12 protein-coding genes are annotated in these 13259 nt (G+C 59.7%); 7 read left to right on the top strand and 5 right to left on the bottom strand.

The genetic code is table 11. The annotated features are described in order from the left end of the window. Nucleotides 1-26 precede the first annotated feature (26 nt). Nucleotides 27-467 carry a peptidoglycan-binding protein LysM gene (lysM, locus tag ASC74_RS27000; protein WP_046045516.1) on the top strand — a complete coding sequence of 147 codons (441 nt, stop codon included), beginning with the start codon at nt 27-29 and terminating at the stop codon, nt 465-467. 111 nt (nt 468-578) lie between these two features. Here lysM and yrfG read toward each other — a convergent pair whose 3' ends face one another. Beyond that, complete coding sequence (gene yrfG / locus ASC74_RS26995) at nt 579-1241, bottom strand: GMP/IMP nucleotidase (RefSeq protein WP_056745572.1); 663 nt, start codon at nt 1239-1241, stop codon at nt 579-581. Between the two features lie 89 nt (nt 1242-1330). Between yrfG and nudE the strand changes: the two genes are divergently transcribed. Together nudE and cysQ are read left to right on the top strand one after the other, a co-directional pair. Continuing rightward, entirely contained in the window at nt 1331-1897 is a 567-nt protein-coding gene (gene nudE, locus ASC74_RS26990; RefSeq protein WP_033058385.1) for an ADP compounds hydrolase NudE, read from the top strand. Next, complete coding sequence (cysQ, locus tag ASC74_RS26985; protein WP_056745570.1) at nt 1894-2721, top strand: 3'(2'),5'-bisphosphate nucleotidase CysQ; 828 nt, start codon at nt 1894-1896, stop codon at nt 2719-2721. Before nudE ends, cysQ begins: the two co-directional genes overlap by 4 nt. A 111-nt stretch (nt 2722-2832) precedes the next feature. Here cysQ and ASC74_RS26980 read toward each other — a convergent pair whose 3' ends face one another. From ASC74_RS26980 to rfbC, 4 genes are all read right to left on the bottom strand, one after another. After that, a complete protein-coding gene (locus tag ASC74_RS26980) occupies nt 2833-3288 on the bottom strand; it encodes a YiiD C-terminal domain-containing protein (RefSeq protein WP_056745568.1) in 456 nt (151 codons plus the stop codon). Nucleotides 3289-3328: 40 nt separating this feature from the next. Then, the gene (locus ASC74_RS26975) at nt 3329-4720 is read right to left on the bottom strand and encodes a sigma-54-dependent transcriptional regulator (protein ID WP_056745566.1); all 1392 of its coding nucleotides are present in this window, start codon (nt 4718-4720) and stop codon (nt 3329-3331) included. Next, entirely contained in the window at nt 4717-6525 is a 1809-nt protein-coding gene (locus tag ASC74_RS26970; RefSeq protein ID WP_056745564.1) for a sensor histidine kinase, read from the bottom strand. Before ASC74_RS26970 ends, ASC74_RS26975 begins: the two co-directional genes overlap by 4 nt. Before the next feature lie 106 nt (nt 6526-6631). Further along, a complete protein-coding gene (rfbC, locus tag ASC74_RS26965) occupies nt 6632-7177 on the bottom strand; it encodes a dTDP-4-dehydrorhamnose 3,5-epimerase (protein ID WP_056745562.1) in 546 nt (181 codons plus the stop codon). Nucleotides 7178-7602: 425 nt separating this feature from the next. Here rfbC and ASC74_RS26960 point away from each other — a divergent pair, with 425 nt between their 5' ends. The 4 genes from ASC74_RS26960 (at nt 7603) to ASC74_RS26945 (ending at nt 13252) form a co-directional block, all read left to right on the top strand. Continuing rightward, nucleotides 7603-10515: an aminotransferase gene (locus ASC74_RS26960; protein ID WP_056745559.1), complete on the top strand. Its 2913-nt coding sequence runs from the start codon at nt 7603-7605 to the stop codon at nt 10513-10515. 288 nt (nt 10516-10803) lie between these two features. Beyond that, nucleotides 10804-11682 carry an N-carbamoylputrescine amidase gene (gene aguB, locus ASC74_RS26955; protein ID WP_056745557.1) on the top strand — a complete coding sequence of 293 codons (879 nt, stop codon included), beginning with the start codon at nt 10804-10806 and terminating at the stop codon, nt 11680-11682. 5 nt (nt 11683-11687) lie between these two features. Continuing rightward, nucleotides 11688-12794 carry an agmatine deiminase gene (gene aguA, locus ASC74_RS26950; RefSeq protein WP_056745555.1) on the top strand — a complete coding sequence of 369 codons (1107 nt, stop codon included), beginning with the start codon at nt 11688-11690 and terminating at the stop codon, nt 12792-12794. 245 nt (nt 12795-13039) lie between these two features. Next, the gene (locus tag ASC74_RS26945; protein WP_046045525.1) at nt 13040-13252 is read left to right on the top strand and encodes a hypothetical protein; all 213 of its coding nucleotides are present in this window, start codon (nt 13040-13042) and stop codon (nt 13250-13252) included. The last annotated feature ends 7 nt before the right edge of the window (nt 13253-13259 follow it).

The raw sequence follows: 13259 nt of genomic DNA, 5'->3' as shown, positions 1-13259 counted from the left end.
AACCCAAAACCCAAGGAGAGCGCACCATGAGTATTTTTAGCTTTGTGAAAGAAGCAGGCGAAAAACTTATCGATCTGCTGACGCCAGGCAACGCCAATGCCAGCGAGCAGTTGAAGGAACACATCAGCAAGGTCGGCCTGGGTAACCCGAATGTGCAGGCGACGGTGGATGGCGACAAAGTCATCGTGACCGGCGAAGTCGGCAGTCAGGAAGAGAAGGAAAAAATCCTGCTGGCGGTGGGCAATATTGCCGGTGTCGGTAGTGTGGATGACCAGATCACCGTGACCGGGCCGGTGGTTGTGGCCGCGAAGTTTGTAACGGTCGTGAAAGGCGACACCCTCAGCGCGATTTCCTTGCGCGTGTATGGCGATGCCAACAAATATCAAAAAATCTTTGAGGCCAACAAACCGATGCTCAAGGACGTGAACAAGATTTATCCGGGGCAGTCGTTGCGGATTCCCGAATAATGTGAGGCCCGTAGGAGCTGCCGAAGGCTGCGATCTTTTGATCTTGGCGGTTTCTAAGCTGCCGAAGATCAAGATCAAAAGATCGCAGCCTGCGGCAGCTCCTACAGGGGATCAAAGCCCGGCAATCAACTCCCGATAATCCCCCACCGCCGCAAATTCGGCCGTGTCCTTCGGTCCTTTACGGCTGTCCGGCTGACGCACGGCCAACAAATGCGCCACACCAAAATTCCGCGCGCTGCGCAGGATCGGCAAGGTGTCGTCGATAAACAGACTGCGCGCCGGATCGAACCCAATGTCCGCCTGCAAGGCATCCCAGAACTGCGGGTTTTCCTTGGCGAAACCGTAATCATGCGAGCTGATCAACCGCTCGAAGTACGGCGCCAGTTCGATTCTTTCCAGTTTCAATGACAGCGAATCGCGGTGTGCATTGGTGATCAGCACCACGCGCTTGCCGGCCTGTTTGATGGCGGCCAGAAAGGTGTCCGCATCCGGTCGCAAGGCGATCAGGTGCGCGGTTTCCAGTTTCAGTTCGCGCACCGGCAGTTTGAGCTCGGCGCTCCAGAAATCCAGGCAATACCACTGCAACTGGCCGGCGTTGCGTTCGAACAACGGCTGCAATTCCATCTCGGCCATGGCCCGACTCACCCCGTGCAACTCGGCGTAACGCTGGGGCAGGTGTTCCATCCAGAAATGGTTGTCGTAATGCAGGTCCAGCAGAGTGCCGTCCATATCCAGCAGAACGGTGTCGATGTCGCGCCAGGGCAGCAGGGACATAAAAACTTCTCCAGCGGTAAAAAAGATATCCGACGTAAACAATCAGGATAGGCCGGGTATAGTAACGCGCTATCGCCAAGGAGCCGCTCATGCGCCAGAAACCCACCATCCTCGCCCGCGAGATCGTCGCCACCAGCCGTTTGTTCTGCGTCGAAGAGCTGAAGTTGCGCTTTTCCAATGGCGTGGAGCGTACGTATGAGCGACTGGTCGGCAAGGGCGCCGGTTATGGCGCGGTGATGATTGTGGCGATGCTGGATGCGGACCACGCGGTGCTGGTAGAAGAGTATTGCGGCGGCACGGATGAATATGAGCTGTCCTTGCCCAAAGGCTTGATCGAGCCGGGCGAGGACGTGCTGGCGGCGGCCGAGCGGGAGCTCAAGGAAGAGGCCGGGTACGGTGCGCGGCAACTGGAGCATCTGACTGAGTTGTCGTTGTCGCCCGGTTACATGAGCCAGAAGATCCAGGTGGTGTTGGCCACCGATCTGTATGAAGAAAGCCTTGAAGGCGATGAGCCCGAGCCGATGGGCGTGGACAAAATCAACTTGCGTGAGTTGTCGGCCCTGGCCCAGAACCCGCGATTCACTGAGGGCCGTGCATTGGCAGCACTGTATCTGGCCCGTGATCTACTGACTCAGCGTGGAGTGTTCCAGCCATGATTTTTCCCCATCCGTTGATGGCGCCTGTTGTTGAACTGGCGCTGAAAGCCGGTGAAGCGATTCTGCCGTTCTGGCGTGCCAACGTCGCCGTGACTGCAAAATCCGATGATTCTCCGGTAACGGCCGCCGACATGGCTGCTCACCATGTGATCCTGGCCGGGCTGACGGCACTGGACCCGAGCATCCCGGTGCTGTCCGAAGAAGACGCCAACATTCCCCAGAGCGTGCGCGCCGGGTGGCAGCGTTGGTGGCTGGTGGACCCGCTGGACGGGACCAAGGAGTTCATTTCCGGCAGCGAAGAATTTACCGTCAATATCGCGCTGATCGAGCAGGGGCGAGTGGTGTTTGGCGTGGTGTCGATTCCGACCAACGGGCGCTTCTACGTCGGTGGTGCGGGTCTGGGTGCGTGGCGTGGCGATAAAGACGCGGCGCCTTCGCCGATTCAGGTTCGCGACGTGCCAGCCGCAGGTGAGGCGTTTACGGTGGTTGCCAGTCGTCGGCATTCCAGTCCTGAGCAGGAGCGTTTACTGGCTGGGTTGAGTGACAGTTTGGGTGAACTGCAATTGGCCAATATCGGCAGTTCGCTGAAGTTCTGTTTGTTGGCGGAAGGGGCGGCGGATTGTTATCCGCGGTTGGCGCCGACTTCGCAGTGGGACACGGCGGCCGCACAAGGCGTGCTGGAAGGGGCTGGTGGTGAGGTGCTGGATTTGAGCGGTGCGCCGTTTAGTTATCCGGCGCGGGAGTCGTTGTTGAATGAGTTTTTCCTGGCGCTGCCGGCGAAGGCTGCGTGGCGGGAAAAGTTATTGGCTTTGGCTCGGGGTTGAAGATCAAAAGATCGCAGCCTCGTTTCACTCGACAGCTCCTACACAGCTGCTACAGGGGGACGCGTTTCTCTGTAGCAGCTGTCGAGTGAAACGAGGCTGCGATCTTTTGCTTTAGCGGTGGAGTACGTACTGCCCGGTAAACGTCACCGCATCGTCATTACTGTCCGTATTGACGATCCGCGAATGCAGTGTCAACCGCGCCCGCCCATATCGGTTATACATCGCCAAAAACTTCTTCCACACCGCCGCACTCGGCGCATGGCAAATCGCTGTCGCGTCCATGGTCACCGGCAGCGGATAGCTGATCTGTCCTTCCTGAATCACGATGTGCCCGCCTTCAACCCCTTCCTCACGCAAACGCAAATGCAGCCAGCCCCAACCGGCCAGCACGGCGCCGCAATACAGGCTGCCGCCGAACATGGTGCTTTTATGATTGACGTTGGCCTCCAGCGGCAAGTGCAGGCGCAGTTGCTGGTCGTGCCAATCGAGCACTTTGAGGCCCATGTCCCGGGTAAGGGGAATGTCGCGATGGAGGACTGATTCCAGATGACGGCTGTCGCGGCTCATGCACGGATCTCTTGTTTGAAGATGATGATTTGACGGTAGCTCAATCGGGTTCGTCGGTGTGGCTGCTGCCACCGTCGGCGAAGTTCAGTCCGTGCTTGCGCAGTTTGTCGTGCAAGGTCTTGCGTGGGATGCCAAGGGCTTCGGCGAGGCTGCGCACCGAGCTGTGAGAGCGCGCCAGTTCGGCGGCGATCAAGCTCTTCTCGAAGTTTTCCACTTGTTCGCTGAGACCGCCGCTGACCACGTCGACTGTCATGCCGACAGCGCCATCCGCCGTGCTGTTGTCCAAGGCCAGTTCCAGGCCCAGGGCAAAGCGTTCAGCGGCATTCTGCAATTCCCGCACGTTGCCCGGCCAGGTGTGGCGCAGCAGCAGCGCGCGTTGTCCCGGTTGCAACTCGTGGGGTGGCAGGCCGTGGCGAGCGCTGGCTTCGTCGGCGAAATGCTGGAACAGCATCAACGCATCTTCGCCGCGCTCGCGCAGCGGTGGAATACGCAGTGGTGCAACGTTCAGGCGGTAATACAAGTCGGCACGGAAGCGGCCCTGATCGGCGGATTGGCGCAGGTCTTCCTTGGTCGCGGCGATGATGCGGATGTCCAACGGGATCAGCTGATTGCCGCCCAAGCGCTCGACGACCCGCTCTTGCAGCAAACGCAGCAACTTCACCTGCACATCCAGGCTCATGCTTTCGATTTCATCGAGGAACAACGTGCCGCCATTGGCGAATTCGAACTTGCCGATGCGGCGCTTTTGCGCGCCGGTAAAGGCGCCTGGCTCGTGACCGAACAGCTCGCTTTCTACCACCGACTCGGCCAGGGCGCCGGCATTGATCGCCACGAACGGACCGTTACGACGGCTCGACAGATCGTGCAGCGCTCGGGCCACGACTTCTTTGCCGGCGCCGGTTTCGCCAAGGATCAGCACATCGGCCTTGGTCGCCGCCAATGCACCAATCTGCTCGCGCAGGCGCAGCATCGGCGCCGATTGCCCGACCAGTCGGGTACTCAGCTCATTGCGATCGCTCAGGGCCAGACGCAGGCTGCGGTTGTCCAGCACCAGCCGGCGCAGGGCCAGGGCGCGGCGCACGCTGTCGAGCAGGGCGTCGCTGGCGAAGGGTTTTTCCAGAAAGTCATAAGCCCCGGCGCGCATGGCCTGCACCGCCAGTGGCACATCGCCGTGACCGGTAATCAGCAGCACTGGCAGCTCCGGGTCCTGGGCATGCAGTTCAGTCAGCAGTTCGAGACCGTCCATGCCCGGCATGCGGATGTCACTGACCACCACGCCGGGCCAGTCACGCTCCAGTTGTGCGGCCAGGCCCTTGGCTTCGGCCAGTGGCAGGATTTTCAGGCCGGCGAGGTCCAGGGTCTGGCTCAGGGCCTGACGCAGGTGCGGATCGTCGTCGATCAGCACGACCTGGATGCGGTTGTCGATGGTCATGCACTTCGGTCCTCGGACGGTTGCAGGCTCACACCCGGTGCGCCTGCACGCAGCTTCAGGGTAATCAGGGCGCCACCTTCCTTGTGGTTGGAGAACGACAGTTCACCACCGAAGGCGCGCATCAGGGTTTCGCAAATCGCCAACCCTAACCCAAGCCCCTGAGTGCGGGTCTTGGTGGTATAGAAGGGCTCGCTGGCGCGGCCAAGTGCCTCCAGGCAGAACCCGGGGCCATTGTCGCGAATGTACAGATTGACGCCGTCGGCAGTGGATTGGGCACTCAACCAGAGCTTACGCGGCGGGCCTTTTTCCGTCAGGGCGTCCAGGGCGTTGGCCAGCAGATTGCCGAGCACTTGACGCAAACGGGTTTCCCCCGCCTCGACCCACAGGGTGGCGGCCGGCAAGTCTCGGATCAGCTCGACTTCCATGCTGCGTCGACGCTTGGCCAGCAGCGCCAGCGCATCGTCCAGCGCCGGTTGCAGGGCGACGCTTTCCGGGGCGTGGCGATCGCGCCGGGCGAAGGCGCGCAGGTGGGCGATGATCGACGCCATTCGCCCGGTCAGTTCGCTGATCAGCTTGAGGTTGCCGCGCGCATCGTCGGTGCGCTGATGATCGAGCAGCACTTCGGCGTTTTCGGCGTAGCTGCGGATCGCCGCCAGCGGTTGATTCAATTCGTGGCTGATGCTCGCCGACATGGTGCCAAGGGCTGACAGTTTGCCGGCCTGCACCAGATCATCCTGAGCGCGAACCAGCTCTTGCTGGGCCTGTTCGCGTTCCAGCACTTCCTGTTTCAGTCGACGGTTGAGGCCTTCGAGGTCGCTGGTCCGCTCGGCTACCCGACCTTCCAGCTCGCGACGGGCCTTTGCTTCAAAGGCGATTCGTTCAAGGTAATGGCGGCGGCGCTGCATCATCAGCCCCAGCAGCAACATCAACACCAACAATGTCGCGCCGCCGATAGCGACGACCGTGCGTACCGGGCGATCGATCAGGGTGCGTGGGGCGAGGATGCTGACGTTCCAACCGGTTTCTGCGATGGGCTGGGTTTGTGTCAGCCAGGCGTTGGGGTTGAGCCGCAATGGCTTGGGATCACGGGTCGGATAAGGTTGAATCGCAGTGATTGCCTTACTTTCCTCTTCGCCCAACGGGCGGGTCGAGCGGAATCGCCACTCGGGTCGCGACGTGAGAATGACCACGCCATTATGGTCGGTCAGCAGCAGTTGTTCCGGGGTTTTGCCCCAGAGGCTTTCGGTGTGGTCCAGGTCGACCTTGACCACCAGCACACCGATGATCTTTTCGCCGTTACGCACGGCGGCGGCGAAGAAATAACCGCGCTTGGCCGAGGTTGTGCCCAAACCGAAAAAGCGCCCAAGCCGCCCGGCCATGGCTTCGCTGAAATACGGCCGGAAGGAAAAATTACGCCCGACGAAACTGTCGTGTTTGTCCCAATTGGACGCGGCCAGGGTCTTGCCCGAGGTGTCCATCAGGTACATGACTTCGGCACCGGTCTGGGCGCTGATGTTTTTCAACAAGCGATTGGCGTTGCCCTGGGTGACGCCATCATCGGGCGCGCCAAGGACGGCTCGCAGGGCCGGCAGATCGCCGAGGATCTGCGGCAACACTTCATAACGGTGCAGGGTGCCCAGCAGGTTGGCGACGTAAAGGTCGAGGGTCTGACGGTTCTGACCGGCCAGTTCGCTGCGGTAGTAACGCTCGGCCAGATGCTCCAGCGGCCACAGCAATGGCGCCAGGCACAGCGCGAGCAGGGCCAGGCTGCGCCAGCGGGGTCTGCGGGGAAGGGTCGGAGTCATGAGCATCGAGCGCCTGTGGGTACAGGCGCATTATGCCTAGGCTTGCGGGCGCAGTCTGCGCGCCGTGGGTCAGGCACGCTTGCGGGGTGAAGATTCAGACGGTGTTTCAGGAAAAGACGTCAGCGTCCTTGAAGAACGCGGCAGCCTGATCTTTGCCGGACAGTTGCGGTGCTTCGTCCAGTTGCCAATCGATGGCCAGGTCCGGGTCGTCCCAGCGAATGCTGCGCTCGGCGGACGGGGTGTAGTAGTCCGTGGTTTTGTAGAGGAACTCGGCGAACTCGCTCAGCACCACGAAACCGTGGGCGAAACCCTCCGGGACCCACATTTGACGATGGTTCTCGGCGGACAGACGCACGGCCACCCATTTGCCGAAATGTGGCGAGCTGCGGCGAATGTCCACAGCCACGTCGAGCACTTCACCGGCTGTGACGCGAACCAGTTTGCCCTGAGTGTTTTCCAGCTGGTAATGCAGGCCGCGCAATACGCCTTTTTGCGAGCGGGAATGGTTGTCTTGAACGAAATTCGTTTCCAGGCCAGTCGCTTCTTTGAAAGCCTTGGCATTGAAGCTTTCATAGAAGAAACCACGCTCGTCACCAAATACCTTGGGCTCGATGATCAGAACACCGGGAAGGTCGGTGGTGACTACTTTCATGGTCTTTCTCCAGCAATAGGCGTTGATAGGCGTCATTCTTGCGCAAAGTGATGGCAGGCGCGAGTCGACTGTGGTTCAGGCGCTGAAGGTTTTGTATCTCCAGCGGTCTTAATCCGCGCCATCGTTCGCTATATTCACCTCGCCGAAGTACCAGTGCCTGGACTATAGGCACTGTCCGTTTTCATTGACGTGAACAAATTTTCATCATCCACGATGAAAAAAGGCTTTGTCAGGAAGGCTATGTTGATCATATGCCCTGGCGCATTCTTTGCGTACAGCCGCAGTATTTTGTTTTCCCCCAGCGGAAGGCAATCCGAAATTGGCGTAGGAAAGTTCACCTGAGAGGTTACTGGCTTGTAGGGGGGTTGCGTATCGCCCCAAGCAGTGGCGATATAAGCGCCTAATAAAATTTCAGGGGTCGTTGTATGCCACTCGCCACGTTGATTCATCGCGCCAGTTTGCCCAGCCCGCAAGTGTCTGCGGAGCAAGCGCTTGAGCTGCTGAAGGGACATTACGGGCTGAGTGGAAGGTTGCAGGCCCTTGGTAGCCAGCAAGATCTTAACTTTCGGGTCGACAGCGACCAGGGGCGTTTTGTCCTGAAAATCTGCCGTGGGGACTACTCGGCGCAGGAGCTGCACGCTCAGCACGCCGGGCTCAAGCATTTGGGTGAGCACCCCGATGTGCATGTGCCGCGAGTGATTTCCGCCAAAAACGGTGCAGACCTGCTTTCCCTGGAATTCGGCGGCCAATCGGTTCATGTGCGCTTGCTCGATTACATCGAAGGCCAGTCGCTCACACACCTGGATCATCTGCCCGGTTCAGTGGTGGCCGGCTTCGGTCGACTCTGCGGTGAAATGGACCTGGCGCTGGCCGGCTTCGACCATCCGGGCCTCGAACGCACCCTTCAATGGGACGCCCGTCACGCCAACGCGTTGATCGCGCATTTGCTGCCGGTTATCAACGACGACCAGCAACGTCGGCTGATTGCCGATGCGGCTGAACAGGCCGAGCGTCATTTGCAGCCGCTTGTGGATAAGCTGCCGGTGCAGGCCATTCACATGGATATCACCGACGACAACGTGGTGTGGCAGCGAGATTCGCAACGCCAGTGGCAATTGCAGGGTGTGATCGATTTCGGCGACCTGGTTCGTACCTGGCGCATTACTGATCTGTCGGTGACGTGTGCGGCGCTGCTGCACCATGCCGATGGCGATCCTTTCTACATTTTGCCGGCGGTCCAGGCCTATCACGCTGTCAATCCGCTCACGCAGGAAGAGCTACTGGCGCTCTGGCCGCTGATCGTCGCCCGTGCGGCGGTGTTGGTGCTCAGTGGCGAACAGCAGGTCAGCATCGATCCTGGCAACGCGTACAGCCGCGACAACCTCACCCACGAGTGGGAGATTTTCCGCGTCGCTACATCGGTGCCGTTGGCGTTGATGGAAGCGGCGATCCTGACCGCCGTCGGCCAGAACCTGCCGAGCATCGGTAGCGAAGGCTTCGCGCCGCTGTTGCCGAGTCTGGTCGGGCGTGAGTTTGCGTTGATCGATTTGGGTGTCCTCAGTCCGCATTTTGAGGCCGGCAACTGGGAGCAGGAGGGGATCGATCAGCGTCTGCTGACCGAAGCTGCCGCGGCTCATGGTCTGGCGGCCAGTCGTTATGGGCAATATCGCTTGTCCCGCACCCGGCCGGACAGCGCCACTGAACCGGACACGTGCCCATTGCACGTCGAATTGCGCGTGCCCCACGGCACGGCGGTCGAGTCACCGTTTGCCGGGGTGGTGCATCAGCCGGCGGCAGGTGTGCTGCAATTGGATGGCCCGCAACTTAGCGTGCGGTTGTGGGGCGTGACGCCGTCGCTGCACACGGGCGCAGCGCTGGTCAAAGGCCAGGTGCTGGGTTCGGTCAGCGGGCCACTGATCGTGCAGTTGTGCCGAGGCGCTTCGTTCAATGCGCCCTTGTTTTGCACGCCGTCTCGCGCTGCGGCCTGGCAAGCGTTGTGCCCGTCACCGGCGGTGCTGCTGGGATTGGCCTGTGACGCTGAAGAGGAGCTCGATTCGCAGACGTTGCTGGCGCGTCGTGACGCCAGTTTCGCCCGTACCCAGAAGCACTATTACGTCGACCCACCGCGCATCGAACGTGGCTGGCGTAATCACCTAATTGACATGCAGGGCCGCTCCTACCTCGACATGCTCAACAACGTCGCGGTGCTGGGCCACGGTCATCCGCGCATGGCTGCTGTCGCCAGTCGTCAGTGGACGTTGCTCAACACCAACTCGCGTTTTAACTACGCGGCGATTGCCGAGTTCTCCGAACGTTTGCTGAAACTGTCGCCGGACTCCATGGACCGGGTGTTCCTGGTCAACAGTGGCAGCGAGGCCAATGACCTGGCAATCCGTCTGGCATGGGCCTACAGCGGCGGTCGCGACATGCTCAGCGTGCTCGAGGCCTATCACGGTTGGACAGTAGGCGCGGACGCGGTCTCGACTTCGATTGCCGACAACCCGAAGGCCTTGAGCAGCCGTCCGGACTGGGTGCATCCGGTCACCGCGCCGAACACCTATCGCGGCGAATTCCGTGGACCGGATAGTGCGCCGGACTACGTGCGCAGTGTCGAACACAACCTGGCGAAAATTGCCGAGCAGAAGCGTCAGCTGGCCGGTTTCATCTGCGAACCGGTGTACGGCAATGCCGGCGGTATCTCGCTGCCGCCAGGGTATTTGAAGCAGGTTTATGCGCTGGTTCGTGCTCAGGGCGGCGTTTGTATCGCTGATGAAGTGCAGGTCGGTTACGGCCGCATGGGCAACTTTTTCTGGGGTTTCGAAGAGCAGGGCGTGGTGCCGGACATCATCACCATGGCCAAAGGCATGGGCAATGGCCAGCCGTTGGGCGCGGTGATCACCCGTCGGGAAATCGCCGAAGCTCTGGAGGCTGAGGGTTACTTCTTCTCGTCGGCCGGCGGCAGCCCGGTCAGTTGCCAGATCGGCATGGCGGTGCTGGATGTGATGGAAGAAGAAAAGCTCTGGGAAAACGCTCAGGTCGTGGGCGGGTATTTCAAGGAACGGCTCGAAGCGCTGATCGATATTCATCCGCTGGTGGGCGCGGTGCATGGTTCCGGCTTCTATCTGGGTGTCGAGTTGATCCGCAATCGCGAAACCCTGGAACCGGCAACCGAAGAAACCACGGCGCTGTGTGACCGGTTGCGCGAGCTGGGGATCTTCATGCAGCCGACCGGCGATTACCTGAACATCCTCAAGATCAAACCGCCGATGGTGACCTCGCGTCAGAGCGTGGATTTCTTCGTGGATATGCTGTCGAAGGTTTTGGATGAAGGGCTGTAAACGGTATTTCTCGATGTACACGGACTAATGTGGGAGCGGGCTTGCTCGCGAAAGCGTCGTATCAGTCGACATCAATGTTGAGTGATCAACCGCCTTCGCGAGCAAGCCCGCTCCCACAGGGGATCGCGTTCAGTTCGATTATTATCGATCTTAAGTGCATTGTTTTAGATGGGAGGCATATTTATCGCTTTTAAAGCCGATTTTTATCGGCTATAAAGTCGTCATTCTTCTTTCTGTCATTGGTCGATGCCACCTTCGACCCTAAAGCAATTGCCCCGGAGATGATTCATGAGCCGTATCGTTACCGTCGCCGCTACCCAGATGGCCTGTTCCTGGGACCTTGAAGCCAACATCGAGACCGCTGAGCGGCTGGTCCGTGAGGCCGCGGCGAAAGGCGCGCAGATCATCCTGATCCAGGAACTGTTCGAGGCTCCTTACTTCTGCCAGAAGCCGAACCCGGATTACCTGCAGCTGGCCACGACCGTTGAAGACAACGTCGCCATCAAGCACTTCCAGAAAGTTGCCAAAGAACTGCAAGTCGTTTTGCCGATCAGCTTCTACGAACTGGCGGGCCGCGCGCGTTTCAACAGCATCGCGATTATCGATGCCGACGGCAGCAACCTCGGGATTTATCGTAAAAGCCATATCCCGGACGGCCCTGGCTACCACGAAAAGTACTACTTCAATCCGGGCGATACCGGCTTCAAAGTCTGGAACACCCGTTACGCGAAAATCGGCGTGGGCATCTGCTGGGACCAGTGGTTCCCGGAATGCGCTCGCAGCATGGCGTTGCTGGGCGCGGAAATCCTGTTCTACCCGACCGCGATCGGCAGCGAGCCACACGACAAGACCATTTCGTCCCGTGATCACTGGCAGCGCGTGCAACAAGGCCATGCCGGCGCCAACCTGATGCCGCTGATCGCCAGCAACCGCATCGGTAACGAAGAGCAGGACGGCTACGACATTACCTTCTACGGTTCGTCGTTCATTGCCAACCAGTTCGGCGAGAAGGTTCAAGAGCTCAATGAAACCGAAGAAGGTGTGCTGGTTCAGCGCTTCGACCTGGATGAACTGGAGCACATCCGCAGCGCGTGGGGTTCGTTCCGTGATCGTCGCCCGAACCTGTATGGCACACTAAAGACCCTCGACGGATCCCTGGAGTCCTGATCGCTATGACCACTTTGAACAGCACCCCTCGCGCCGACGGCTTTTACATGCCGGCCGAATGGGCGCCGCAAACCCAGACCTGGATGATCTGGCCCGAGCGCCCGGACAACTGGCGCCTGGGTGGCAAACCGGCGCAAGCCGCGCACGTCGCGGTGGCCAAAGCCATTGCCCGTTTCGAACCGGTGACCGTGGCGGTTTCCGCCGGCCAATACGAAAACGCCCGTGCCCGTCTGGACGTGCCGAATATTCGTGTGGTGGAAATGTCCAGCGACGACGCCTGGGTTCGCGACACCGGCCCGACGTTTGTCATCAATAACAGTGGCGAAGTCCGTGGTGTGAATTGGGACTTCAACTCGTGGGGCGGTTTCGACGGGGGGCTGTATTCGCCGTGGAATCGCGATTCCCAGGTCGGCGGCAAGATCCTCGAGATCGAGCGCAGCCAGCGCTACCGCACCGAGGGCTTTGTGCTCGAAGGCGGTTCGATCCACGTTGATGGCGAAGGCACGCTGATCACCACCGAAGAATGCCTGCTTAACCGCAATCGCAATCCGCACATGAACCGTGCAGAAATCGAAGCGGTGCTCAGCGCGAATCTGGCTGTGGATAAAATCATCTGGCTGCCGGACGGTTTGTTCAACGACGAAACCGACGGCCATGTGGATAACTTCTGCTGCTACGTGCGTCCGGGCGAAGTGTTGCTGGCCTGGACCGATGACCCGCAGGACCCGAACTACCCGCGCTGCCAGGCGGCAATGAAAGTGCTGGAAAGCAGCACCGACGCCAAGGGTCGCCCATTCACGGTGCACAAGATGCCGATTCCGGGGCCGCTGTATGCGACCGAAGAAGAGTGCGCTGGTGTGGACCCGGTGGACGGGACTCAAGAAAGAAATCCGACCGTTCGTCTGGCCGGTTCCTACGTGAACTTTCTGATCGTTAACGGCGGCATCATCGCGCCGAGCTTCGACGATCCGTTGGATGGCCCGGCAAAAGAGATTTTGCAGGCTCTGTTCCCGCAGCACGAAGTGGTGATGGTGCCCGGCCGCGAACTGTTACTGGGAGGCGGTAACATCCACTGCCTTACCCAACAACAGCCAGCACCGCACAAGGAGTGAGTGGGGTTGTAACAGCTTGAGTTGATTGCAGAATCGATTCGGCAAGCGTTTTGGCTTCCCATCTTGTAGAGAGCCCGCAGTCCTTCAGGACTGCGGGCTTTTTTGTATCCACTTGTCGACAGTTGCGAAACCTTGGCACAGCTCTTGTATCTCTCATGGTGCAAAACAGGGAGGGGGAGAACTGCGATGTTCTGTCATAAACCTTGGATAAGTTAGCCGCTCACAAACCAGGAGAGAGCGCGGAAATGAACGCCGAAATGAATGTTGTGAGCGAGCGGGCGTTGCATCCCCTGGCAGTAAACAGCGAATCGCTCCAGGTCCTGGCGCACTGGTTGAAGTCCAATGGAACGCGTCAGATCAGAGAACCTGATCCGCGCCGGATGATGATCGAACGCTACCCCGCTGGTTTATTCAGCGAAGCGGAGCTGGAAGCGTTGTGGGATGTGATGGAAGGATAAGAAGAAA

Origin of the sequence: Pseudomonas sp. Root329, from assembly GCF_001424925.1 — a bacterium.
Taxonomy (GTDB): domain Bacteria; phylum Pseudomonadota; class Gammaproteobacteria; order Pseudomonadales; family Pseudomonadaceae; genus Aquipseudomonas; species Aquipseudomonas arabinosi.
This window is presented reverse-complemented; position numbering and strand designations above follow the sequence as displayed.